The organism is Pseudomonas sp. CF161, from assembly GCF_000416215.1.
Classification (GTDB): Bacteria; Pseudomonadota; Gammaproteobacteria; order Pseudomonadales; family Pseudomonadaceae; genus Aquipseudomonas.
On the sequence record NZ_ATLP01000089.1, the window covers coordinates 131,180 to 157,114 of the forward strand.

The window sequence follows — 25,935 nt, forward strand, 5'->3', positions numbered from 1 at the left end:
CCGATGAATTTTTCCCAATTCTTCATTTCACGGCCGATCTTCGCTGCGGTGCTTTCGCTGCTGATCCTGATTGCCGGCGCGATCTCGCTGTTCCAGCTGCCAATCAGCGAATACCCGGAAGTGGTGCCGCCGACCGTGGTGGTACGCGCCAACTTCCCCGGGGCCAACCCCAAGGTCATCGGCGAAACCGTGGCCGCTCCCCTGGAGCAGGCCATCACCGGCGTCGAGAACATGCTCTACATGTCCTCGCAATCGACCGCCGACGGCAAAATCACCCTGACCATCACCTTCGCCCTGGGCACCGACCTGGACAACGCGCAGGTGCAGGTGCAAAACCGCGTGACCCGCACCGAGCCCAAGCTGCCCGAAGAAGTGACGCGGATCGGTATCACCGTCGACAAGGCTTCGCCCGACCTGACCATGGTTGTGCACTTGACCTCGCCGGACAAACGCTACGACATGCTCTACCTGTCCAACTACGCCTTGCTCAATATCAAGGACGAGCTGGCGCGCCTGGGCGGTGTCGGTGACGTGCAGCTGTTCGGCATGGGCGACTACTCGCTGCGGGTCTGGCTCGATCCGAACAAGACCGCTTCACGCAACCTGACCGCAACCGACGTGGTCACCGCGATTCGCGAGCAGAACCGCCAGGTCGCCGCCGGTACCCTGGGCGCGCCGCCCGCCCCCAACGCCACCAGCTTCCAGCTGTCGGTCAACACCCAGGGGCGTCTGGTATCCGAGGAAGAGTTCGAGAACATCATCATTCGCTCCGGCGACAACGGTGAAATCACCCGACTCAAGGACATCGCGCGGGTCGAACTCGGCTCCAGCCAATATGCCCTGCGCTCCCTGCTGAACAATCAGCCGGCGGTGGCGATCCCGATCTTCCAGCGCCCAGGCTCGAACGCGATCCAGATCTCCAATGAAGTTCGGGACAAGATGTCCGAGCTGAAGAAGAACTTCCCCGAAGGCATGGACTTCAGCATTGTTTACGACCCGACGATCTTCGTTCGTGGCTCGATCGAGGCTGTGGTGCATACCCTGTTCGAAGCACTGATTCTTGTGGTGCTGGTGGTGATCCTGTTCCTGCAGACCTGGCGCGCCTCGATCATTCCGCTGGTGGCGGTACCGGTCTCGCTGATCGGGACCTTCGCCGTGATGCACCTGTTCGGCTTCTCGCTCAACGCCCTGTCGCTGTTCGGCCTGGTACTGGCCATCGGGATCGTGGTGGACGACGCCATCGTGGTGGTGGAGAACGTCGAACGTAACATCGGACTCGGCTTGAACCCGGTGGACGCCACCCAGCGTGCCATGCGTGAAGTCACCGGCCCGATCATCGCCACGGCCCTGGTGCTGTGTGCGGTGTTTATCCCGGCGGCCTTTATTTCCGGGCTGACCGGGCAGTTCTACAAACAGTTCGCCTTGACTATCGCCATCTCGACCGTGATCTCGGCCTTCAACTCCCTGACCCTGTCGCCGGCCCTGGCAGCGGTGTTGCTGAAAAGCCACGACGCGCCCAAGGACCGCTTCTCCAAGGCGCTGGACAAGATTTTCGGTGGCTGGCTGTTCCGTCCATTCAACCGCTTCTTCGACCGTGCCAGCCATGGCTACGTCGGCACCGTGGGCCGGGTCATCCGCAGCAGCGGCATCGCCCTGCTGCTCTACGCCGGGTTGATGGTCCTGACCTTCTTCGGTTTCTCCAGCACCCCGACCGGCTTCGTACCCGGCCAGGACAAGCAATACCTGGTGGCCTTCGCTCAACTGCCGGATGCGGCGAGCCTGGACCGTACCGAGGAAGTGATCAAACGCATGTCCGACCTGGCGCTGAAACAGCCCGGCGTCGAGGCGGCCGTGGCCTTCCCTGGCCTGTCGATCAACGGTTTCACCAACAGCACCAACGCCGGCATCGTGTTTGTCACCCTCAAGCCGTTTGACGAGCGCAAGGACCCAAGCCAGTCGGCCGGTGCCATCGCCGGTGCCTTGAACGGCCAGTTCGCCGGGATTGAAGAAGCCTACATGGCGATCTTCCCGCCGCCGCCGGTACAGGGCCTGGGCACCATCGGTGGGTTCCGCCTGCAGATCGAGGACCGGGGCAACCTGGGCTATGACGAGCTGTACAAAGAAACCATGAACATCATCAACAAGAGCCACAACGTGCCGGAACTGGCCGGGTTGTTCACCAGCTACACGGTGAACGTGCCCCAGGTCGATGCCGCCATCGACCGGGAAAAAGCCAAGACCCACGGCGTCGCCGTCAGTGACATCTTCGACACCCTGCAGATCTACCTGGGTTCGCTGTATGCCAACGACTTCAACCGTTTTGGCCGCACCTACCAGGTCAACGTCCAGGCAGAGCAGCAGTTCCGCCTCGAACCGGACCAGATCGGCCAGCTCAAGGTGCGCAACAACAAAGGCGAGATGATCCCCCTGGCGACCTTTATCAAGGTCAGCGACACCTCGGGCCCGGACCGCGTGATGCACTACAACGGCTTTATCACCGCTGAAATCAACGGTGCGGCGGCCCCAGGCTACAGCTCCGGCCAAGCCGAAAAAGCCATCGAGAAACTGCTCAAGGAAGAACTGCCCAACGGCATGACCTACGAGTGGACCGACCTGACCTACCAGCAGATCCTCTCGGGCAATACCGCGCTGTTTGTGTTCCCGCTCTGCGTCTTGCTGGCGTTCCTGGTGCTCGCCGCCCAGTACGAAAGCTGGAGCCTGCCACTGGCGGTGATCCTGATCGTGCCGATGACCCTGCTCTCGGCCATTACCGGGGTGATCCTGTCGGGGGGCGACAACAACATCTTCACCCAGATCGGCTTGATCGTACTGGTGGGCCTGGCGTGCAAGAACGCGATTCTGATCGTCGAGTTCGCCAAGGATAAGCAAGAGGAAGGCCTGGACCCGCTGGCTGCGGTGCTGGAAGCCTGCCGCCTGCGTCTGCGGCCGATCCTGATGACCTCGCTCGCCTTCATCATGGGTGTGGTGCCCCTGGTGTTCTCCAGCGGTGCCGGCGCGGAAATGCGTCACGCCATGGGTGTCGCGGTGTTCTCCGGGATGCTCGGGGTGACCTTCTTCGGTCTGCTGCTGACTCCGGTGTTCTACGTCCTGATCCGCAACTATGTGGAGCGCGGTGAGGCCCGCAAAGCCGCCCGCGCCCTGAAACTGGAGGCGCAACAATGAGCCCGAAAGTCTTCCTGCCAAGCCTTCTGGTACTGGCGCTGAGCGCCTGTGCCGTCGGCCCGGACTACAAGACCGAGAACCTGGAGGCGGCCCATATCACGGCCGCCACCGATGGCGCCGCCGGACAGAAGAATTTTGACCGTGCACGCTTCGAAGGTATCTGGTGGCAGCAATTCGAGGACCCGGTCCTCAACCAGCTGGTGACCCAGTCGTTGCAGGGCAACCGCGAACTGCGGGTAGCCTTTGCCCGGCTGCGTGCGGCCCGGGCGATTCGGGACGACGCCAGCAATGACGCCATGCCGACCATCACCAGCCGCGCCAGCAGTGACCTGGCCAAGGGGCAGATCCCTGGCCAGACCACCAAGCGTGTCAGCAGCGAGCGCTACGACCTGGGCCTGGACATGGCCTGGGAGCTGGACCTGTTCGGCCGCATCCAGCGCAACCTGGAAGCCAGCGACGCCGACCAGCAGGCCGCCGAGGCTGATTTGTACCAGCTGCAAGTGACCATGATCGCCGAGCTGGTGGACGCCTACGGCCAACTGCGGGGCGCCCAGTTGCGGGAAAAAATCGCCCTGGCCAACCTGAACAACCAGCAGGAGTCGCGCAAGATCACCGAGAGCCTGCGCGACGCCGGGGTCGGTGATCAGCTTGACGTGGTGCGCGCCGATGCGCGCCTGGCGTCGGTCGAAGCCAGCGTGCCGCAACTGCAAGCGGAACAGGTACGCCAGCGCAATCGCATTGCCACCCTGCTCGGCGAACGCCCGGACAAGCTCACCGTGGACCTGAGCCCGGCGCAATTGCCGGCAATCGCCAAGGCGCTGCCGATCGGCGACCCGGGTGAACTGCTGCAACGTCGTCCGGACATTCTCAGCGCCGAACGCAAACTGGCGGCGGCGACGGCACGGATCGGCGTGGCCAAGGCCGACCTGTTCCCACGGGTCAGCCTCAGCGGCTTCCTCGGTTTTACCGCCGGGCGCGGTTCGCAGATCGGTTCCTCGGCCGCCAATGCCTGGGCCCTGGGCCCGAGCATTACCTGGGCTGCATTCGACCTGGGCAGCGTGCGGGCCCGCCTGCGCGGTGCTGACGCCAATGCCGATGGCGCCCTGGCGACCTACGAGCAGCAAGTCCTGCTGGCCCTGGAAGAGTCGGAAAACGCCTTCAGCGACTACGGCAAGCGCCAGCAACGGCTGATCTCGCTGATTCGCCAGAGTGAATCGAGTCGCGCCGCAGCCGACTTGGCACAGATCCGCTATCGCGAAGGCACGGTGGATTTCCTGGTCCTGCTCGACGCCCAGCGTGAACGCCTGGCCGCCGAAGACTCCCAGGCCCAGGCCGAAGTCGACCTGTATCGCGGCATCGTCGCCATCTACAAGGCCCTGGGTGGCGGCTGGCAGCCCGAGACGGTGGCCAGCAAGTAACAGACAGAGCTCCTTTGGTTGGCCGCAACCAACCAATTTTTTGCCCCGCGCCCCATTCGGTCGCGGGGCTTTTTTTGGTCTCGGGTTTAACGCTGAGGGCTCTTTGGCTTATGAAGAGATGATCGCTGATAGATGATATTGATCAACCTGTCAGCCGTAGCGATTGGACAACCCAGGGCTCGGGTTCTAGCCTTAACCCGCCGTGCAAGCCCTGCGGCATCGTGTCCGCCATTGGTCGTAGCCCCTCCATGATTGTCCGCCCCAAGCCGAACCTGATCGGCATTTTGTTCTCCCTCAAAGGGTCGATTGCCAAGCGTATCGCCCTGCGCAGCCTCCTCGTGACCCTGCTGGCCTCGGTGATCGTGCTGGTGGAAACCCTGCACCCGGCGTACTTCTCCAAGGTCAATGCCACGCCCTTCACCTTGCTCGGCCTGTCGCTGTCGATCTTCATGAGCTTTCGCAACAACGCCTGCTATGACCGCTGGTGGGAAGGTCGCAAACAGTTGGGCCAGTTGATCATCGAGGTGCGCTCGCTGATCCGCGAAACCCTGATCATTCAATACAGCCCGCAGCGCGACAGCCTGTTGCGCGAGCTGTGCGGTTTCGCCCACAGCCTGATCGCCCGCCTGCGCCTGGAAGACGAAGTCAGCGCCGGCCAGCCCTGGGTCAGCGAACCCCTCGACCGCAGTCATCCGAATATCACCGACAACCTGCTGCAGGGCCTGGGGCGGCGTTGCTCGGCCCTGGCCGAACAGGGCCTGATCAGCGAGTGGCGTTATACCCAGCTGGAAACCCGCCTGGTGAGCCTGAGCCAGGTCCAGGCCAGTTGCGAGCGGATCAAGAGCACGCCGCTGCCCTTTCCCTACACCCTGCTGCTGCATCGCACCATTTACCTGTTCTGCATCCTGCTGCCGTTTGCCATGGCCGAACCCCTGGGCTGGCTGACGCCGATCTTTACCGCGATCGTCAGCTACACCTTTTTCGGCCTCGACGAAATCGGTGACGACCTGGAAGACCCGTTCGGCTTTGACGAGAACGATCTGCCGTGCAACGCGATCCTGCGCACCCTCGAACGCGAAGTCCTGGCAGCGCTGGGGCAAAGCCCGCTGCCGCCGCCGCTGGAGCCGGTGGAGTACGTGTTGACCTGAGTCCGGGTTTGACTCCAGCCGGTTCCTGACCGAAGCTTGCGCCTCTAGAAAAAGTCGCTCTGCTCCGGAATCCTGCATGTCCCCTCCCCGTCGCTACCTGCTGATCAGTCTGCTTGTTGTCCTGGCCCTGAGCCTGGGCTGGTTCATGCTGCGCAGCAGCCCGCCGCAAGTGCCGGAGGCGATCAAGCATGGCTATGCCAAGGCTCTGGAGCAGGCACGCAACGGCCAGGGGGGCGCGGCGCGGGTGCTTTATCAGCAATTGGCGCGCCCCGACTTGAGCGATGTCCGACGCATCCGGCTGTTGAATGAGCTGCCCAACTACCCCAGCCCGCAAGCCCTGAAACTGGCCGACGCCGACCTCTACCACCCCAGCGCCGAAGTGCGCCAGGCGGCCATTCAAAGCGTGCTCGGGCTGGTGCCCAACGGCCAGCGCAGCCTGCTGCTGGGCCCGCTGCTGGAAGACCGGGAACAGGACGTGCGGTTTGCCGCCGCCACCGCGTTGCTCGGGCTGTCGCCGGACGACCAGGGGCTGTATTTCGGGCCCCTGCAACAGGTGATCGACGAATACACCCAGGTCCTCAAGACCCGGGACGACGATGTCGAAGCCCAGTACCAACTGGCGCGCCTGTACCTGCACAACGCCGACCTGGTCAAAGCCCAGCAGGCCCTCGAGCAGGCCCTGCGCCTGCAACCGGATAACCTGCAGGCCGTGGTGCTGCAAATAGAGGTGCTGGATAAACAGGGCCGCAGCGACGCCGCGCGTCAGCTGTTGGCCAAGCAGCTACAGGCGCAGCAGGACTCGGCCTATCTGCAACACGCCCTGGGCCTGTGGCTGCTGCACCACCAACAGGGCGAATTTGCCTTGCTCGGGTTGTCGCGCGCAGTGGAGCTGGAGCCGAACAACGCGGACTACCGCTACGACCTCGCCACCACCCTGCACAGCGAGCAAGAGCTGGAAGCGGCGCAGAAACAACTGGAAGAAATCGTCCAGCGCCAACCGGCCAACCGCAAGGCGCGGGTGCTGCTGATCAGCTACTGGAAAGAAAGCGGCCAGTTGCAAAACGTCCAGGTGCTGCTGGCCCAACTCGAACAGCAAAACCCCGACGACCCGGCCTTGCAGCAAGGCCTGTAACCGCTGCCGCCAGGCTGCGACCTGACACACTCCAGCGTCCTGAAGAGCCTGCGCAGCCTGGCGGCAGCGGCTACGGAGGTCGTTGGGCGCTGAACTTCTGCAATACCTCGTAAACGCCGGACAGCCCCCGCCTCCGGCCTCTACGGACAATAAATGTTGAACCGCCATCATCGGCGACGGTCAAGTATTGAGGCAGTGTTTTGAAGGGCGTTCGCGCGCCACTGCCTATTACGATCAGTCGCCACGCGAGGGCATTTCTTGACGATATCCACCGAGTTGATCAGCGCCAAAGCCGCCACCGGCATCGAAGGTCTGGACGATATTCTTTCCGGCGGCTTATCCCGCGGGCATGTGTTTCTGCTCGAAGGCGAGCCTGGCACCGGCAAAACCACCGTGGCCTTGCATTTTCTATTGGCTGGCGCCCGCGCCGGCGAACGTTCGCTGTACATCACCCTCTCGGAAACCGAACGTGAACTGCGCCAGGGCGCGCAGTCCCACGGTTGGGAGCTGGACGAAAACATCCATATCTTCGAACTCACCCCGCCGGAAAGCCTGCTCAACGCCGAGCACCAGCAAAGCCTGCTGTACTCCTCGGACCTCGAGCTGGGCGAAGCCACCAAGCAGATTTTCGAAGTGGTCGAGCGGGTCAAGCCGACCCGGGTGGTGCTCGACAGCCTGTCGGAGATCCGCCTGCTGGCGCAAAGCTCATTGCGCTATCGCCGCCAGATCCTGGCCATCAAGCATTACTTCGTGCGTTACGACGCCACCGTCCTGCTGCTGGACGACCTGACCACCGAATCCCTGGACAAGACCGTCCACAGCGTGGCCCACGGCGTGGTGCGGCTCGAAGAGCTGACCCCCAACTACGGCGCCGAACGGCGACGGATCCGCGTGGTGAAGTACCGCGGGCAGAAATACCGCGGCGGCTTCCATGACTTCACCATCATGGGCGACGGCGTCCACGTGTTCCCACGGCTGGTGGCCGCCGAGCACCGTGGGCGCTATGTGCGTCAACAGTTGACCAGCGGCATCCGGGAAATGGACGCCCTGCTCGGCGGCGGTATCGAGACCGGCTCCAGCACCCTGATCCTCGGTCCGGCCGGTACCGGCAAATCCCTGATCTCCATGGTTTTCGCCGCCGCTGCCGTGGCCCGTGGTGAAAAAGCCGCGCTGTTTATCTTCGACGAAGAACTCGGCCTGCTGTTTGAACGCATGAAAAACATGGGCATCGACCTCGAGGCCCTGCAAGCCACCGGCAACCTGATGATCGAGCAGGTCGACGCCGCTGAGTTGTCGCCGGGCGAACTGTCGCACCGGGTCCGGCGCTGCGTCGACAAAGACAATATCAAGACCGTGGTCATCGACAGCATCAACGGCTACCAGGCCGCCATGCCTGAAGAGAACGCCCTGGTGCTGCACATGCACGAGCTGCTGCTGTACCTCAACCGCCAGGGCGCCGCGACCTTCATGACCGTGGCCCAGCACGGCCTGGTCGGCGATATGCAGGCGCCGGTGGACATCACCTACCTGGCCGACACCGTGATCCTGCTGCGTTACTTCGAGGCCCTGGGCAAGGTGCGCCGGGCCATTTCCATTATCAAGAAGCGTACCGGCAGCCATGAATCGACCATCCGTGAATACCGTATCGGCAGCCAGGGCATGACCATCGGCGAACCCCTGGCCGCATTCCAGGGCGTGTTGCGCGGCGTGCCTACGTACCTGGGCGAGAGCAATCCGCTGCTCGAGGATGAGCAGCCGTGACCGTTATCGAGCCGCTCTCCGAACGCGCCCTGGTGCTCACGCCACTGGGGCGTGATAGCCAACTGGCGCAACTGATGCTCAAGGAAGCGGGCTTTCACGGGGTGATCACCCCCCATTTGACGGCGCTGTGCGAGGAACTGGAGCACGGCGCCGGGCTGCTGATTATTTCCGCCGAGGCCCTGCGCGGGGCCGATATCGAACCCTTGTTGCAGCACCTGGAGCAGCAACCTGCATGGTCCGACCTGCCCATCGTGCTCCTGACCCACCATGGCGGGCCGGAGCAGAACCCGTCCTCGGGCCTGGGCAACCTGGGTAACGTGACCTTCCTTGAACGCCCGTTTCACCCGGCCACCCTGATCAGCCTGGTCAGCACCGCCCTGCGCGGACGCCGGCGGCAGTATGAAGCGCGGGACCGGTTGATCGACCTCAGCCAGAGCGAACTGCGTCTGCAAAGCACCCTGGAAACCCTGGAGCAGCAGGTCGAGGAGCGCACCGCGCAGCTACGGCACAACGAAGAAGCCCTGCGTCAATCCCAGAAAATGGAAGCGGTCGGGCAACTGACCGGGGGCATTGCCCACGACTTCAACAATATGCTGACCGGCATCATCGGCAGCCTGGAGCTGCTGCGGCGGCGCCTGGCCCGGGGCCGCACCGAAGACCTGGACAGCCTGATCGACCTCGGCGTGACCTCCGCCAACCGCGCCGCCGGCCTGACTCATCGATTGCTGGCATTTTCGCGGCGCCAGTCCCTGGATTCCAAACCGGTGGAGATGAACACCCTGGTGACGTCCATGGCTGAGCTGCTGCACCGCAGCCTGAGTGAAAGCACGCAATTGGAGATGCAGCTCAACCCCACCCTGTGGGTCGCCGAAGCCGACCCTAATCAACTGGAAAGCGCCCTGCTCAACCTGGTGCTCAACGCCCGCGACGCCATGCCCAATGGCGGCCGGCTGCTGGTCGAGACGTTCAACCAGCATCTGGACTCCGCCTTCACCCAGGCCCATGACAACCTGGAACCCGGCGACTACGTGGTCCTGCGCGTCAGCGACAACGGCTGCGGCATGCCGGAAAGCATCATCAACCGGGTGTTCGATCCCTTTTTCACCACCAAGCCGATCGGCCAGGGCACAGGGCTGGGCCTGTCGATGATCTACGGCTTCAGCAAGCAGTCCCACGGCCATGTCAGCATCTCCAGCGCCCTGGGCCGGGGCACCGACGTCAGCCTGTACCTGCCGCGTTTCAGCGGCGACGTGCAACAGGACGAACACCTGGCACCGCAACTGCTGCCCTACGCCCAGAACGGCGAGACGGTGCTGATTGTCGAAGACGACACGGCGGTCCGGGTGCTGGTCAGCGCGGTGTTGAGCGAGCTGGGGTACAACTTTGTCGAAGCCGGCGATGCCGTGGGGGCGATGCCGATTCTCGACTCGGGCCAGCGCATCGATCTGCTGATCAGTGACGTGGGCCTGCCCGGCATGAACGGCCGGCAACTGGCGGAGATCGGGCGGCAGATCCGCCCCGAGCTCAAAGTTCTGTTCATCACCGGGTATGCCGAACACGCGGCGGTGCGTGGCGGCTTCCTCGACCCGGGGATGCAGATGATCACCAAACCCTTCACCTTCGACCTGCTGACCGCCAAGGTCCGGGAAATGATCAAGGCCTGATGCCCTGGGGCATCAGGCCGGCGCTCAGGCGAGCAGTTCCTGGATCTGTTCCTGCAAGCTGTTGAGGTCGAACGGCTTGGCCAGGATCGGCGCGGTCTTGGCGATCGGGCTGCCGGACTCGAGAATCTCGGTCGGGTAGCCGCTGATGAAAATCACCTTCAGGTCCGGGCGCAGCTTGACTGCCGGCTCGGCAATCATCACCCCGGTAATCCCGCCAGGCAGACGGTAATCCGTGATCATCACGTCCAGGTGCGGTTTGCTGGCAAGGATCTCGAACGCCTGTTCGCCGTTTTCTGCCTGCAGGACCCGGTAACCCAGGCCGGACAGGTAGTCAGCGAGCAACATCAAAATCACCGGTTCATCTTCGACGATCAATACGACGTCTTGTGCATCTTCACTCATGGGGCGCCTTTGTTCGGTCAATTGCTGCTGATACGACCACTGGGTCACGCAGAGGTTGCGTCGAGTTTAGTGGTTTTCCCCAAGCGGCAGGCTCACGCGAAACAGCGCGCCTTCGCCGATCCGGCTCTGGACCGTGATGGAACCGCCGTGGGCGGCGACGATCTGCTCTGAAATGAACAATCCCAGGCCCAGGCCGGCGGCCACCGGGCTCCCGGAAACCCGCTCGAACTGCTGGAAAATTCGCTTTTGGTTGTCTTCGCTGATGCCGATCCCGTGATCACGCACCTCCACCCGCGCCTCGTCGCCCTGGCGGTAGACCCGAACTTCGATCGGGCTCTTGGCGCCGTAGCGCAGGGCGTTGGTCAGCAGGTTGGAAATGACCTGCTCGATGCGAAACTCATCCCACTGGCCTTCAACGCTGTCCTCGGCGCACAGGCTCACCGACGACTCGGCGGCATCGACCTGGGGCGCGAAGTTTTCCAGCAGGCCCCGGACCAACTGGCACAGGTCAAAGCGGCTGGGGCGGATCGACAGTTTGCCGGTGCGGATGCGCGAGATGTCGAGCATGTCTTCGATCAGGCGGATCAGGCTTTTGATCTGGCGCTCATCGCGGTCGACCATGGCGTGCATCTTGTCCAGGGTGAACGCGGCGGCGTTGTCCCGCGCCAGGTGCATCTTGCGCAGCTGGGTTTCGAGAATCAGCCCGTTGAGGGGCGTGCGCACTTCATGGGCCACGATCGACATGAAGTCATCGCGCATGCGTACTGCCTGCTCCAGTTCGTTCTGGGTCGCCTGCAGCTTCTTGAGCAGCACTTCCTGCTCGCGCCGGCTCTGCTCCAGGGCCTCGACCTGCTGCTTCATGGCTTTGCTCTGGCGATACAGGTCGACGAACACATTGACCTTGCTCTTCACCGCATGGATATCCAGCGGTTTGTGCAGAAAGTCCACGGCCCCGCTCTCATAGCCCTTGAAGGCGTAATTGAGCTCGCGCCCGGCGGCGCTGACAAACACGATGGGGATGTTCTTGGTCTTTTCCGTGCCGCGCATCAGTTCGGCCAGTTCAAACCCGTTCATGCCCGGCATCTGCACGTCGAGAATGGCCATGGCGAACTCATGCTGCAGCAGCAACGACAGCGCTTCGTCAGCCGACAGCGCCTTGTACACGGTGCGGTCTTCGCGCTTGATCAGCGCTTCGAGAGCCAGCAGGTTCTCCGGCAGATCGTCGACGATCAGCAGCTTGGCTTGAATTGTACTTAACATGCGATTCGTTCCAGCTCGACAAGCAGACGGCTGATGCCGCGCAAAGGGAGAATATAGTTCGGTTGGTGCAGGGCCAGCGCCGCGTCCGGCATGGTCGCGACCTGGGCCTCCTGCGGGTCCTGGACCACGGTCAGGCCGCCGCGCCGCTTGACCTCGGCCAGGCCCCGGGCGCCATCCTGATTGGCCCCGGTCAGGAGCACTGCCGCCAGGGCAGGCCCATAGGCATCGGCGGCGGACTCGAACAGGTAATCGATGGCCGGGCGCGAGTAATGCAGGCGCGCTTCCAGGCTCAGGGACAGGCTGCGATCCTGCTCCACCGACAGGTGATAACCGGGCGCGGCGAAGTACAGGGTACCGGGGGTCACCGATTCCTTGTCCTCGGCCTCCTTGACCGGCAGCGCGACGCGCTTGGCAAAGACCTCGGCCAACTGGCTGCGGCGCTCGTCCGGCAGGTGCAGCACGACAATGATCGGCAGCTCAAAGCCCCGTGGCAGCTCGCCAAAGATGCTCAACAGCGCCTCGACACCGCCAGCCGAGGCGCCGACGACTACAGCCTCGACCCGAGGCAGGGTTTCAGGTTCGATAACACCGTGGCTCATAACTTGCGGTAGATCCGTTCTTGTTTGACCAGGGGTTCGAAATGCTTGCCGTAGGCGGAGAAATCCAGGGTTTCCTTGCTGCCCAGCACCAGGAAGCCGCGATGGCACAAGGACTCATGAAACAACCCAAACGCCCGATCCTGCAACTTTTTATTGAAGTAAATCAATACGTTACGACACGAAATCAATTGTGTCTCGGAGAACACGCTGTCCGTGGCCAGGCTGTGGTCGGCAAAGGTCACGTTCTCGCGCAGGGTCTTGTCGAAAATCGCATAGTCGTAGGCCGCCGTGTAGTAATCGGCAAACGAGCGCTGGCCACCGGCCTGCTGATAGTTGTGGGTGTAGGCGCGGATATTCTCCAGGGAGAAGATCCCCTGCTTGGCCTTTTCCAGCGAGCTGGGGTTGATGTCGGTGGCGTAGATGATGGTGCGTTCCAGCAAGCCTTCCTCGCGCAGCAGGATGGCCATGGAATACACCTCTTCACCGGTGCTGCAGCCGGCGATCCAGATCTTGATCGAGGGATAGGTCTTGAGCAGCGGCACCACTTCCTGGCGGATCGCCAGAAAATGCGACGGGTCGCGGAACATCTCGCTGACCGGAATCGTCAGGAACTGCAGCAGTTGCATGAACGCCGTCGGGTCATGCAGCACCCGCTCCTGCAAGGCCGAGATGGTCTTGCATTCGAACTGGCGCAAGGCATGGTTGACCCGGCGCTTGATCGAAGCGCCGGAGTAGTCGCGAAAGTCGTAGCTGTATTTGAGATAAATAGCTTCGATCAACAAACGCAGTTCGATTTCGGTATTGCGCTCCACTAGATTCTTTCCATCTTGGGTAACCAGACTCGAATGAGCGAAAACAAGCGATCCAGATCGATCGGCTTGGCCAGGTAGTCGTTGGAACCGGCCTGCAGGCAACGTTCCTGGTCGTCCTTCATGGCCTTGGCGGTCACTGCGATGATCGGCAGCTTGCGCCAGCGCGGGTCTTTGCGGATCTCGATCGTGGCTTCATAGCCATCCATCTCCGGCATCATCACGTCCATCAGCACCAGGTCGATGTCCTCGACTTCATTCAATTTGGCGATCGCCTCGTGGCCGTTACGGCCAATCACCACGACCGCGCCTTTCTGCTCCAGGGCACTGGTGAGGGCGAAGATGTTGCGTACGTCATCGTCCACCAGCAGGATCTTGCGCCCCTCGAAGACCCGATCGCGGCTGCGGGCGGTCTTGAGCATCTTCTGTCGTTCATGGGACAGCTGGGATTCGACTTTGTGCAGAAAAAGCGTCACTTCATCCAGCAGGCGCTCCGGCGAGCGGGCGCCCTTGATGATGATCGAGCGCGAGTACTTGCGCAGCTCGGCCTCTTCGTCGCGGGTCAGGTTGCGACCGGTGTAGACAATCACCGGCGGGAACGAACAGATGTCTTCGGTGGACATGCGCTTGAGCAGATCGTTGCCCAGCATGTCCGGCAGTTTCAGGTCGATGATCATGCAGTCGTAGATGTTCTGGCGCAGCAGGTCCAGGGCTTCCTGGGCCAGGCCGACGGCGGTGATTTCGATGTCGTCGTCACCGATCAGGCGGGCGATGCTGTCGCGTTGCAAGTCGTCGTCTTCCACCAGCAGCACGCGTTTGACCTTCTGCGTCAGCTTGGCTTCCAGGCGCGCGAACACGTCCTTGAGCTCTTCACGGGTGGTGGGCTTGACCGCATAGCCGACGGCGCCCATGTGCATGGCGGCCTCGACCCGATCTTCCACCGAAATCACGTGCACCGGGATATGCCGGGTCTCGGCATGCTCCTTGAGGCGCTGCAGCACCGTCAGCCCGGAATGGTCCGGCAGGCGCATGTCGAGCAGGATCGCGTCGGGGATGAACTGCGCCGCCAGGCTGTAGCCTTCATCGGCGCCGTGGGCCACCAGGCAGTGGTAGCCCAGTTCATGGGCCAGGTCATAGAGGATGTGCGCAAAATTGGGCTCATCTTCCACCACCAGGATGCAGCGTGTGGCGAAAGGAGCCTTGTCGCGGTCGTCGGCAAAGCGCGCGATCGGCACTTCAACCACCTCCGGCAACGGCGCCGGGGCCGGCCGTGGCGTGAACGGCGTGGTGCTGACCACCGCCGTCGGTGCCTCGGGCAACGGGCTGCCTTCGGCCTGCTCGATGTAGTGTTCAGGCAATTGCAGGGTGAAGATACTGCCCTGCCCCGGCTCGCTGCTGACCGTGATCGAACCGCCGAGCAAGGCCGCCAGGTCGCGGGAGATCGACAAGCCCAGGCCGGTGCCGCCGTAACGCCGGTTGGTGGTGCCGTCGGCCTGGCGGAAGGCTTCGAAAATACTCTGCTGCTGATCCTGGGCGATGCCGATCCCGGAATCACGCACGGTAAAGGCAATGCCGACACCTGGCTGACGCAAGGCCGTGAGGCTGACCTGGCCTTTCTCGGTAAACTTCACCGCGTTCGACAGCAGGTTCTTCAGAATCTGCTCGACGCGCTGGCGGTCGGTGAACAGCATCTGCGGCGTGCCGGGCTGCACCTGGACCTCGAACGCCAGGCCCTTGTCCAGGGTCAGCGGCTGGAACATGCCGCGCAGGCCTTCGATCAGGCGCGGCACGCTGACGTTTTCCGGGCGCATTTCCAGCTTGCCGGCTTCGACCTTGGAAATATCTAGAATGTCGTTGATCAGGTTCAGCAAGTCGTTACCGGCCGAGTAGATCGACTCGGCAAACTTGACCTGCTCGGCGCTGAGGTTTTCCTGGGGGTTCTCCGCCAGCAGCTTGGCCAGGATCAGCGAACTGTTGAGCGGCGTGCGCAGCTCGTGGGACATGTTGGCGAGGAATTCGGACTTGTACTTGCTGGAACGCTGCAACTCGTCGGCACGTTCTTCGAGCTGGGTCTGCGCCTGGTTCAGCTCGTTGTTCTTGCGGTCCATGGCGTCGCGCTGCTCGGCAAGGGTCTGCGCCTGTTCGGCCAATTGCTCGTTGGTCTGCTCCAGTTCCACTTGCTGGGTTTCGAGGTGGACCTGGGACTCCTTGAGGATCCGCGACTGCTCTTCCAGTTCCTCGTTGGCGGTTTTCAACTCTTCCTGCTGCACTTGCAGCTCTTCATTGAGCTGCTGGGTTTCAGCCAGGACTTCCTGCAGGCGCTGGCGATAGCGCGCCGCCTCGATGGAGGTGCCGATGTTGTCGGCGATCAGTTCGAGCAATTCGATATCGCGGTCGGTCAAGGCCCGCAGGAAGCCCAGCTCGATCACCCCGTTGACCCGCTCGTCGTTGCTGGTCGGCACCACCAGCACACTGCGTGGCGCGCCGTCGCCGAGGCCGGAGCTGACCTTGAAGTAGTCCACCGGCACCTCGTCCAGGCGGATCAGACGGTTTTCCTGGGCCGCCTGGCCAACAATGCCCTCGCCGCTGTAGATCGACTGTTCCTGTTGCTCCTGCTCCCGGGAAAAACCGTAGCTCGCCACCCGTTTCAGGCCGCCGTGCTCTTCACGCACATAGATAGCCGCCACCGGCGAGCCCAGGTATTGCGCGAAGAATTGCAGAATGTTGCGCCCCAGCAGGTTCAGGGTCAGTTGCCCCAGGACCTGCTCGGCCAGTTCGGTCTGGCCATTGCGCAGCCAGGCTTGCTGCTCCAGGCGCCGGGCGCTTCGTTGCTGGGACTCGAGGTTGTCGCTGTAGCTTTTCGACAGGGCCATCAAGTCACGCCGGCCGATGTAGGCCAGCAGCCCGCTCAGGCCCAGGACGAATACCAGGTACAGGGTCACGCTGAGAATGGTGGTGCGCCGGACATCTTCATTGCGCGCCACCCGCAGCTGCTGCTCCATGGCCACGGCTTCGTCGTATTCCCTGCGGATTTCATCGGTCAGGCGCTTGCCCCGTCCGGCCTTCACCGCGCCGCGATAGTCACCGCTCTGGCGCTGCAGGTCGATCATGCCCTGGGCGTACTTGTTCCACTCGACCTGCAAGGCTTCCAGGCGGCGGAAGCGGTCGACTTGCTGCGGGTTGTCCGCCACCAGTTGCTGCAGGCTTTGCAGCTCGTCGATGATCCGTGGCTTGGCCACTTCATAGGGGTCAAGGAAGCGTTCGTCGCCGGTGATCAGGAACCCACGCATGCCGGTTTCCAGGTCAACGGTCAGCCTCGAGGCCTCGTTGACGTTATTGATCACCCGGTCGGTGTGCTCGACCCACTGGATCACCGACAACAGGTAGGTAATCAGGGACACGAAAAAAACCGCACTCAACACCCCGACACCCAATGGCAGAGAGATGTTGCGACTCAGGAGTTTGCGAAAACTCTGTTCATCAACCGAAGACGGACGGATCATGATTTGGCCTTGGTGAAGTGTAAAAAAACACGGAGTTTGCCCCACAAAGGGCCCCTGGAGCTATTTTTCTGCGAGTTTTGCCCGGCAATTTATCGTTGCGCACTGCCCTGCTGGCGCAAGAGCAGTTATTCTGGGCGCCGGTTGTACAGCAAAGGTTTTTTGTACAGCTTCGGGAACTTGTGATCAGTCGCGACTTACTGATGCAAGAGGCCGCGATTTTCCGGCCCCGGCCTACCGATTTCAATTTTCCGAGAGTGTCCTTTTATGTCCAGCATCGCTTCCACCATCCTTGTAGTCGAAGACGACACCATCGTGCGCATGCTGATCGTCGACGTGCTCGAAGAGCTTGAGTTCAAGGTACTGGAAGCCGACGGCAGCGAGGCCGCCCTGGTACTGCTCGAAGACACCGGCCTGAGCATCGACCTGTTGATGACCGACGTCGGCCTGCCCGGCATGGACGGCAAGCAATTGGCCGCACGCGCCCGGGAACTGCGCCCGAGCCTGCCGATTCTGTTTGCCAGCGGCTATGCCGAAAACATCGAAGTGCCGCCCGGCATGTCGGTCATCGGCAAGCCGTTCTCCATCGACCAATTGCGTGACAAGGTGCGTTCCATCCTCGCCTGATGGCGGCGCCTGAAGACCCAGGCTGAGCCTGCCCCTCCCGCCCGAGCCTTGCTGAAGGCGCTGCGTTGATCGCGGCGCCTGTGCCCAGCTGTGGTTTAATTGCGCCCCGATTTCTTCCCTCGCCTGCCAGGAATACCCGCTCATGAGTCCGACCGCCGCAACCAAAGTCCTGATCATTGGTTACGTCTGGCCCGAACCCCGTTCCTCCGCTGCGGGCGGACACATGATGCAGATACTCCAGACCTTCCTCGAACAGGGCTGGGACATCACCTTCAGCAGCCCGGCCAATGAGGGCGAGCACAAGGAAGACCTGGCGGCCCTGGGCATTCGCGAGTGCCCGATCGAGCTCAACAACAGCAGCTTCGACCGTTTTGTCGCCGAGCTGGCGCCGGATATCGTGCTGTTCGATCAGTTCATGATGGAGGAGCAGTTTGGCTGGCGCGTCGAGCAGCATTGCCCGAACGCCTTGCGCGTACTGGAGACCTCCGACCTGCAGAGCCTGCGCCACGCGCGCCACGACCGGCTCAAGCAGCGCCTGAAAGACAGCACTGACAGCGACGACTTCAGTGCCCTGTTCGCCCCGGCGCTGCGCGAAGAGTTCGAGAACATGGCCGAGACCGACCTGGCCAAGCGCGAGATTGCCGCGATCTATCGCTGCGACCTGAACCTGATGATTTCCGAGTTTGAAATCCAACTGCTGGTCGAGCACTTCAAGTTGCCGCCAGCCCTGCTGCACTGGTGCCCGCTGATGCTGGAGCAGGTGCCCGAGCGCTTTGTGCCTTATGAAGAGCGCGCGCACTTTCTCAGCATCGGCAACTTCCGCCACGCGCCGAACTGGGATGCGGTGCTGTGGATGAAGAACAGCCTGTGGCCGCTGATCCGCCAGCAATTGCCCGGCGCCCAGCTGCATCTATATGGCGCCTACACCCCGCCCAAGGCGGCGGCGCTGCATAACCCGGGGCAAGGCTTTCACATCATGAACTGGGCCGAGGACGCGCTGCAGGTGATGAGTGCCGCGCGCATCTGCCTGGCGCCCCTGCGGTTCGGCGCCGGGATCAAGGGCAAGCTGGTGGATGCCATGCTCTGCGGCACGCCGAGCATCACCACCCCGGTCGGCGCCGAAGCCATGCACGCCGACGAACCCTGGCCGGGGGCCATCGCGCAATCGGCCACGGCCTTGGCAGAAGCGGCAGTGCGCCTGTATCAAGACCCGGCAGCCTGGCTTCAGGCCCAGCAACGGGGCCAGCAACTGCTCGCCGCCCGCTACCGCCAGCCCGTGCATGGCCCGGCCCTGATCCAGCGCCTGGCCGAATGCCGGGCCAACCTGGCCCAACTGCGCCGCGACAACTTCACCGGCGCCATGCTGCGCCACCATCACCACAAAAGTACCCAGTACATGGCCCAGTGGATCGAAGCCAAAAACCGCATCCCAACTCCGTAGCCGCCGCGGGCTGCGCTGGCCCGTGAGGGCGCCGTGCCGTGTCAGATGAAGATGCATCGCCACAGATGGCCAACGCAGCCTGGCACTGGTGCCAGGAGGTGGCAGAGGGCATTATCCGTCGGGCCAACAACAAGAAAAGCCCTGCGCCATGAGCCGATCCGCGAAAATCACCGACCCTTCCTATGAGCTGATGGACGACCACAACGGCCTGTCGATCATCTATCGCCAGCACGGTTTTCCCTGCCCCCTGGTGCGCTGGCACTTTCACAAGGAATACGAGCTGCACCTGATCGTCGCCAGCTCGGGCAAGGTGTTCATCGGCGACTACATCGGCAACTTCTACCCCGAATCCCTGTTCCTCACCGGCCCCAACCTGCCCCATAACTGGATCAGCCAGGTGGCCGAGGATGAAGTGGTGCCCAAGCGCGACATGCTGGTGAACTTCACCGACGAATTGTTCGAAAGCGGCTACCAGGTATTCGCCGAGCTGAAAAACCTCGCCCCGCTGCTGGAACGCGCGCAATACGGCATCGAGTTCCGCTGCAAGCGCACCATTGCCCAGGCCATGAACCTGATGCAGCGCATCGCCGATTCCAGCGGCGTCACGCGCCTGGGGCACTTTTTCATCCTGCTGGAGCTGCTGGCAGCCAGTGACGACTTCCAGTTGCTGTCCGGCGCAACCAATGTGCAACTGGCCGACGAACACAATGTGGATCGCACCAACCGCGCGGTGGACTACATCTTTACTCACTACGCCCGGGAACTGCCGCTGGAAGAAGTCGCCGACTACCTGGGCATGAAACCCACCTATTTCTCCCGGGTGTTCAAGCAGGCCACCGGGCGATGCTTTGTCGAGTTTGTCAATCGCCTGCGGATCAGCAAATCCTGCGAGTTGCTGGCCGACGGCGACAAGCCGGTGACCGATGTGTGTTTCGAATCCGGCTTCAACAACATCTCCAACTTCAACCGGCGCTTCCAGCAACTCAAGGGCATGACCCCCTCCCATTACCGCCGCCTGGCGGTCCAACGGCTGACCGAGCAAAACCTCGGCTAGGCCGTTTCTGACGCTCTAAATCGGCCTTCTGGCCCCTCCTCCTCGATCAATCCACGCTTCGCCTGCCGCGCACGGCCCCGGGGCGCGTGGTGGGCGACGAACGGCAATTCCCGCCAGATTCAACGCTACGCCGTCACAGCCGGGGCCTGGCTATTTGTAAACGAATCCCGTTCAGCCCATGTTCAGGAGATGCCAATAATAGTCATTCAGCAATGAGTATCATTATGTTACAAATTGAAACCCAGACTCCTTCCCCTCCGGTGCTGAATGCTCGTTCCCTTTTTGATCATGCTGCGCGAAGGCATTGAAGCCGCGCTTATCGTTGGCATTATCGCCAGCTACCTGAAGCAGACCGGTCGTGGCCAGTGGATGCCCGCGGTGTGGATCGGCGTCTTTCTCGCCGCGGCCCTGGCCCTGCTGGTAGGCGGCGGCCTGGAGTTGATGAGCGCGGAATTCCCGCAAAAACAGCAGGAGCTGTTTGAAGGCGTGGTCGGGCTGGTGGCGGTGGGCATCCTCAGCTCCATGGTGTTCTGGATGCGCAAGGTGGCGCGCTCCATCAAGCATTCGCTGCATGTGTCCCTGGACCATGCTCTGGCGGGCTCCAAGCACCAGGTCACTGCGCTGATCGCCATGGTGTTTTTCGCCGTGGCCCGCGAAGGCCTGGAGACCGTGTTCTTCCTGCTGGCGGTGTTCCAGCAGAGCGAAGGCCCAGCCGCCCCCATAGGCGCCCTGCTCGGGCTGATCCTGGCGATTATCGTCGGCTTCCTGATCTACACCGGCAGCATGCGCCTGAACCTCGGCGCGTTCTTCCGCTGGACCGGGCTGTTTATCCTGGTGGTCGCCGCCGGGATCCTCGCCAACTCGGTGCAGGCCCTGCATGAAGCAGGCGTCTGGAACCACCTGCAAACCGTGCTCTTCGACTTCAGCGCCAGCCTGCCGATGGATGGCCCGCTGGGTTCGGTCCTGGCCGGCATGTTCGGCTACCAGGATGCGCCGACCATCAGCACCCTGGGCGCCTACCTGCTGTACCTGGTGGTGACCCTGGTGCTGTTCTTCCTGCCCAGCGCCCCACCCGCCAAACCGGCCAGCGCCTCGTCTTCCGTTTCCAGCCAGTAAGGTTCTCCATGACCCAGCAAGCATCCCCAAAGGCCTCGCCACCCCGCGCTCTGCGCTGGGCGGTAGCCGGTTCGGTGATCGTGATGATCGCCGCCGGCGGGTTGTTCTATTACGCCTCGCAGCTCGCGGCCAGCAAGCGCCTGAGCAACCAGAACCAGGGTGAAATCACTGTCACCATCCACCCCCACAGCTGCGAGCCCAACGCCCTGAGCGTGCCGGCCGGGCGAGCCAGCTTCCGGATCGTCAACCGCTCCGAGCGCGCCGTGGAATGGGAAATCCTTGACGGCGTGCTGGTGGTCGAAGAGCGCGAGAACATCGCCCCGGGCCTGAGCCAGGTGATCAACGCCAACCTGCTGCCCGGCGACTACGCCATCACCTGCGGCCTGCTGAGCAACCCGCGCGGCACCCTGCACGTGACGCCGACGGCCGAGTCCGACGCCAATGCCAAGGCGCGCCCTTCGATGGTGGCGTTTATCGGCCCGCTGTCGGAGTTCCGGGTCTACCTCAGCAGCCAGAGCAGCGCCCTGATCAAGGCGGTCGGCGCCCTGCAGCAAGCCGTGGCGGCGGGCGACCTGCAACAGGCCCAGGCCTTGTACCTGCCGGCCCGTGCGGCCTACCAGCGCCTGGCCCCGGCCGCGCAACGCCTGGCCGAGCTGGACAACACGATCAATGCCCGCGCCGATTACTTTGAAAAGCGCGAGCAGGACCCGCAATTCCAGGGCTTCCACCGCCTCGAATACGCCCTGTTCCAGCAACGCGACCTGAGCGGTATGGCCCCCGTGGCTCAGCGCCTGTTCGACGATGTCAGCAGCCTCAAGCAGCAACTGCTGGCCCAGTCATTGCCACCCGAGCAACTGGTCAGCGTGGTCGCCCGCAACCTGCGCAGCCTGGCTGAAGTGCGCGCGGTCAGCGGTGAGGAAGAACGCTACAGCCACAGCGACCTCAATGGCTTTGCCAGCAACCTGCAAACCACGCGCAAGGTCGTCGACCTGTTGCGCCCTCTGTTGAGCAAGGCCGCCGCTGAATTGTTGCCGCCGATCGACAGCGCCATCAGTGGGCTGGATGCCCGGTTCGCCGCCTTGCGCGTGGACGACGGCTACCGCACCTACGACAGCGTCAGTGCCACTCAGCGCCAGCAGATTGCCGACCAGGCCAAGCAACTGGCCGACGCACTGGATGCCATCGATCCCGCCCTTGGCCTGTCCGGCCTGTAAGCAGAAGACTTTGTGAAATGAACGATTCAGATCAGCAACACCCGTCATTTTCCGCCCAGCGTCGCCGCGTCCTACTGGGCATGGGCGCCGCCGGCGTCGCCCTGGCCGGTTCGGCCCTGAGCTGCCCGGCGATGGCGGCCAGCACACCGGCCCAGGTCACCGAGGCGCCGAGCAGCGACAAAACCCAGGACCGCCACGACTTTCACGGCCAGCACCAGAGCGGCATCGTCACCCCGCGCCCGGCAGCCGGCATGCTGGTGTCGTTCGACGTCCTGGCCAGCGACCGCGACGACCTGGAGCGCCTGTTCCGCACCCTCAACGAGCGCATCAGCTTCCTGATGCGCGGCGGCCCGGTGGCCGAGATCGACCCGAAACTGCCGCCGCCCGACTCCGGCATCCTGGGTCCGGTGGTGACCCCGGACAACCTGACCATCACCGTCTCGGTCGGCGAGTCGCTGTTCGACGAGCGTTTCGGCCTGGGCGACGCCAAACCCAAGCGCCTGATCCGCATGGTCGGCTTTCCCAACGACGCCCTGGAAGCCGACTGCTGCCATGGCGACCTGAGCCTGCAGTTCTGCTCCAACACCACCGACACCAACATTCACGCCCTGCGCGACATCGTGAAAAACCTGCCGGACCTGCTGCTGGTGCGCTGGAAACAGGAAGGCAGCGTACCGCCCCAGGCCCCGGTCCGCGCCGGCGAACCGGCGCAGAGCGCCCGCAATTTCCTGGGTTTTCGCGATGGTTCGGCCAACCCCGACTCCAACGACCAGAGCGCCATGACGCGGCTGGTGTGGGTCCAGCCGGGCAGCGACGAACCGGCCTGGGCCGCCCACGGCAGCTATCAGGCAGTGCGCATCATCCGCAACTTTGTCGAGCGCTGGGACCGCACGCCGCTGCAGGAGCAGGAAAGCATCATCGGCCGAATCAAGACCACCGGCGCGCCCATGGGCGGCCAGCACGAAACCCAGGTCCCCGACTACCAGCAGGACCCCCACGGCAAGCTGACCAAGCTCGATGCGCACATTCGCCTGGCCAACCCGCGCACCGCGCAAACCGACAAGAACCTGATCCTGCGCCGCCCGTTCAACTACTCCAACGGCGTCAACAAGAACGGCCAGCTGGACATGGGGCTGCTGTTCATCTGCTACCAGGCTGACCTGGAGCAAGGCTTCATTGCGGTCCAGACCCGGCTCAACGGCGAGCCCCTGGAGGAATACCTCAAGCCCGTCGGCGGCGGTTATTTCTTCACCCTGCCGGGGGTGACCGGCGACCAGGACTTTATCGGTCGCACGTTGCTCAACGCCACACAACCCAAAACCTCTGCTTGAAACAACCCACCCCCCACGGAAACGTCCCATGAAAAAGTCGCCTCTCGCTGTGTTGCTGACCCTTGGCTTGCTCCATGTTCCGCTGTCGGCGTTTGCCGCCACGTCGCCGCTGGAACTGGTGGGGCCGATTTCCGACTACAAGATCTACGTCACCGAACAGCTCGACGAGCTCGCCAGCCACACCCAGCAATTCACCGACGCCGTGAAAAAAGGCGACCTGGCCACTGCCAAGAAGCTCTATGCCCCGACCCGTGTGTACTACGAGTCGATCGAGCCGATTGCCGAGCTGTTCAGTGACCTCGATGCGTCCATCGACTCCCGGGTCGACGACCACGAGAAAGGCGTCAAGGCCGAGGACTTCACCGGCTTCCACCGCCTGGAATATTCGCTGTTCTCGGAAAACAGCACCCAGGGCCTGGACGAACTGGCCGACGGCCTGAACAAGGACGTCAAGGACCTGCAGAGCCGCGTGGCCGGCCTGACCTTCCCTCCGGAAAAAGTCGTGGGTGGCGCCGCCGCCCTGCTTGAAGAAGTGGCCGCGACCAAGATCTCCGGTGAAGAAGACCGCTACAGCCATACCGACCTGTATGACTTCCAGGGCAACATCGACGGCGCGAAGAAAATCGTTGACCTGTTCCGTCCGCAGATCGAGAAGCAGGACAAGGCCTTCGTGGCCAAGGTCGACAAGAACTTCGCCACGGTGAACAAGATCCTGGCCAAGTACAAAACCGCCGACGGTGGGTTCCAGACCTATGACAAGGTCAAGGAAAACGATCGCAAGGCGCTGGTCGGCCCGGTCAACACCCTGGCCGAAGACCTGTCGACCCTGCGCGGCAAACTGGGCCTGAACTGACCCCCACTGCCCCTGTCGCGCCGGCAGACTATGCCGGCGGCGGCTTTGCCCCTTAAGCATCTGCACACACTCGCCGGTACCCGCGCGCGCCCGGTCGGGCTACCATCAGCCGCGCCAACACCCCTGATCCTTCGCCCGCTGCTTGTATAAGGTCGCGAAACGCCCGCTCCTCATGGATGATTTTTTATGCCCAGTTCAACGGCCACCACCTCTAAGCCGCTGACCGCCACCCCGTTCAAACTGTTCCCACTGATGATCGCGTACATGGCCTGCACCATGTCGATGATGGCTTTCGTCTCGCTGATCGGCCCGCTGTCGCGCGAGCTGGCACTGGCCACCTGGCAGGCCGGCGCCGCCGTGACCGTGTCCGGGGTGATCTGGGTGCTTCTGGCCCGGCCCTGGGGCGCGGCCAGCGATCGCTTTGGCCGGCGTCGGGTGCTGTTGGTCGGCACGGCCGGCTTCACCCTCGCCTACTGGGCCTTGTGCCTGTTTATCGACGTCTCCCTGCGGGTGCTGCCAAGCATGTGGCTGGCCTTTATCGGACTGATGCTCGGGCGTGGCCTGGTCGGGGTTTTTTATGCCGCGGTGCCGGTGGGCGGTTTCGCCCTGATCGCCGATAACGTCGAACCCGAGCACCGCGCCCGCGCCATGGCCACCCTGGGCGCCGCCAATGCCGTGGGCCTGGTCCTGGGGCCGGCATTGGCCGCGATGCTGGCCAGAATCAGCCTGAGTCTGCCGCTGTATGCCATGGCCCTGTTGCCGCTGATTGCCTTCCTGGTGCTGCTGTTCAAGCTGCCGCGCCAGGAGCTGCACCTCAAGCAGCCGCCACGCTCGGTGCGCCTGTCCGATCCGCGCCTGCGCCAGCCGATGGCGGTGGCGTTCGTGGCCATGCTGTGTGTGTCGGTGTCGCAGATCACCGTCAGCTTTTACGCCCTTGACCGTCTCGGCCTGAACCCGGCCGACGCCGCGCAAGCCGCCGGCATCGCCCTGGCCATGGTCGGAGTGGCGCTGATTTGCGCGCAATTGGTGGTGCGCAAGCTGGAATGGCCGCCGTTGCGGATGATCCGCGTCGGCGCCCTGATTGCTGCCTGCGGTTATGCCGGGAGCATGCTGGTGGACAGCGCCTGGGGCCTGTGGCTGGCGTACTTTGTAGCGGCGGCGGGCATGGGCGGCATCTTCCCCTCGTTCTCGGCCCTCGCCGCCAATGCCGTGGAGGCGTCGGAGCAAGGGGCTACCGCCGGCTCGATTGGCGCGGCGCAAGGTTTCGGGGCGGTGATCGGACCGCTGACGGGCGCCCTGATCTATGCCGTCGAGCCACGGCTGCCGTACCTGATGGCAGCGCTGCTGTTGATCCTGGTCGCCCTGTGGCCGGACAGCAAAACCCCGCCCCGGCCCGTTTGACCGGGCAGCGCCCATGACCGCA

At 63.1% G+C, this 25,935-nt stretch carries 19 protein-coding genes; 14 read left to right on the top strand and 5 right to left on the bottom strand.

Annotated features, from left to right (window positions below):
- Nucleotides 1-3 precede the first annotated feature (3 nt).
- The 6 genes from CF161_RS17865 (at nt 4) to CF161_RS17890 (ending at nt 10,306) form a co-directional block, all read left to right on the top strand.
- Entirely contained in the window at nt 4-3,183 is a 3,180-nt protein-coding gene (locus CF161_RS17865; protein ID WP_020297992.1) for an efflux RND transporter permease subunit, read from the top strand.
- On the top strand, nt 3,180-4,601 hold the full coding sequence (locus CF161_RS17870) for an efflux transporter outer membrane subunit (protein ID WP_020297993.1): 1,422 nt from the start codon (nt 3,180-3,182) through the stop codon (nt 4,599-4,601). The genes CF161_RS17865 and CF161_RS17870 overlap by 4 nt, the downstream gene beginning before the upstream one ends.
- Before the next feature lie 248 nt (nt 4,602-4,849).
- Complete coding sequence (locus CF161_RS17875; protein ID WP_020297994.1) at nt 4,850-5,749, top strand: bestrophin family protein; 900 nt, start codon at nt 4,850-4,852, stop codon at nt 5,747-5,749.
- 76 nt (nt 5,750-5,825) lie between these two features.
- Nucleotides 5,826-6,881, top strand: a complete 1,056-nt coding sequence (locus tag CF161_RS17880) for a lipopolysaccharide assembly protein LapB (protein ID WP_020297995.1) — start codon at nt 5,826-5,828, stop codon at nt 6,879-6,881.
- Between the two features lie 258 nt (nt 6,882-7,139).
- Nucleotides 7,140-8,642 (top strand): ATPase domain-containing protein, encoded by a 1,503-nt coding sequence (locus tag CF161_RS17885; protein WP_043229744.1) that lies wholly within the window; start codon nt 7,140-7,142, stop codon nt 8,640-8,642.
- Nucleotides 8,639-10,306 (top strand): ATP-binding protein, encoded by a 1,668-nt coding sequence (locus CF161_RS17890; protein ID WP_020297997.1) that lies wholly within the window; start codon nt 8,639-8,641, stop codon nt 10,304-10,306. Before CF161_RS17885 ends, CF161_RS17890 begins: the two co-directional genes overlap by 4 nt.
- A gap of 24 nt (nt 10,307-10,330) precedes the next feature.
- Here CF161_RS17890 and CF161_RS17895 read toward each other — a convergent pair whose 3' ends face one another.
- From CF161_RS17895 to CF161_RS17915, 5 genes are all read right to left on the bottom strand, one after another.
- Nucleotides 10,331-10,708, bottom strand: coding sequence for a response regulator (locus tag CF161_RS17895; protein ID WP_020297998.1), 378 nt, complete (start codon nt 10,706-10,708; stop codon nt 10,331-10,333).
- Between the two features lie 66 nt (nt 10,709-10,774).
- On the bottom strand, nt 10,775-11,968 hold the full coding sequence (locus CF161_RS17900) for a hybrid sensor histidine kinase/response regulator (RefSeq protein WP_020297999.1): 1,194 nt from the start codon (nt 11,966-11,968) through the stop codon (nt 10,775-10,777).
- Nucleotides 11,962-12,567 carry a chemotaxis protein CheB gene (locus CF161_RS17905; protein WP_020298000.1) on the bottom strand — a complete coding sequence of 202 codons (606 nt, stop codon included), beginning with the start codon at nt 12,565-12,567 and terminating at the stop codon, nt 11,962-11,964. The genes CF161_RS17900 and CF161_RS17905 overlap by 7 nt, the downstream gene beginning before the upstream one ends.
- Nucleotides 12,564-13,379 (bottom strand): protein-glutamate O-methyltransferase CheR, encoded by an 816-nt coding sequence (locus CF161_RS17910; protein WP_020298001.1) that lies wholly within the window; start codon nt 13,377-13,379, stop codon nt 12,564-12,566. The genes CF161_RS17905 and CF161_RS17910 overlap by 4 nt, the downstream gene beginning before the upstream one ends.
- Complete coding sequence (locus CF161_RS17915) at nt 13,379-16,879, bottom strand: response regulator (RefSeq protein WP_020298002.1); 3,501 nt, start codon at nt 16,877-16,879, stop codon at nt 13,379-13,381. The genes CF161_RS17910 and CF161_RS17915 overlap by 1 nt, the downstream gene beginning before the upstream one ends.
- A 264-nt stretch (nt 16,880-17,143) precedes the next feature.
- On the opposite strand from CF161_RS17915, the gene CF161_RS17920 reads away from it, so the two are divergent.
- The 8 genes from CF161_RS17920 (at nt 17,144) to CF161_RS17955 (ending at nt 25,913) form a co-directional block, all read left to right on the top strand.
- A complete protein-coding gene (locus tag CF161_RS17920; protein ID WP_020298003.1) occupies nt 17,144-17,503 on the top strand; it encodes a response regulator in 360 nt (119 codons plus the stop codon).
- A gap of 142 nt (nt 17,504-17,645) precedes the next feature.
- Nucleotides 17,646-18,944: a glycosyltransferase gene (locus CF161_RS17925; RefSeq protein ID WP_020298004.1), complete on the top strand. Its 1,299-nt coding sequence runs from the start codon at nt 17,646-17,648 to the stop codon at nt 18,942-18,944.
- 148 nt (nt 18,945-19,092) lie between these two features.
- The gene (locus CF161_RS17930) at nt 19,093-19,998 is read left to right on the top strand and encodes an AraC family transcriptional regulator (protein ID WP_020298005.1); all 906 of its coding nucleotides are present in this window, start codon (nt 19,093-19,095) and stop codon (nt 19,996-19,998) included.
- A gap of 267 nt (nt 19,999-20,265) precedes the next feature.
- A complete protein-coding gene (gene efeU / locus CF161_RS17935) occupies nt 20,266-21,114 on the top strand; it encodes an iron uptake transporter permease EfeU (protein WP_020298006.1) in 849 nt (282 codons plus the stop codon).
- Nucleotides 21,115-21,122: 8 nt separating this feature from the next.
- The gene (gene efeO, locus CF161_RS17940) at nt 21,123-22,328 is read left to right on the top strand and encodes an iron uptake system protein EfeO (RefSeq protein WP_020298007.1); all 1,206 of its coding nucleotides are present in this window, start codon (nt 21,123-21,125) and stop codon (nt 22,326-22,328) included.
- Nucleotides 22,329-22,345: 17 nt separating this feature from the next.
- Nucleotides 22,346-23,659, top strand: coding sequence for an iron uptake transporter deferrochelatase/peroxidase subunit (gene efeB / locus CF161_RS17945; protein WP_020298008.1), 1,314 nt, complete (start codon nt 22,346-22,348; stop codon nt 23,657-23,659).
- A gap of 28 nt (nt 23,660-23,687) precedes the next feature.
- A complete protein-coding gene (gene efeO / locus CF161_RS17950) occupies nt 23,688-24,512 on the top strand; it encodes an iron uptake system protein EfeO (protein ID WP_020298009.1) in 825 nt (274 codons plus the stop codon).
- A 186-nt stretch (nt 24,513-24,698) separates the two neighbouring features.
- On the top strand, nt 24,699-25,913 hold the full coding sequence (locus CF161_RS17955; RefSeq protein ID WP_020298010.1) for an MFS transporter: 1,215 nt from the start codon (nt 24,699-24,701) through the stop codon (nt 25,911-25,913).
- Nucleotides 25,914-25,935 lie beyond the last annotated feature (22 nt).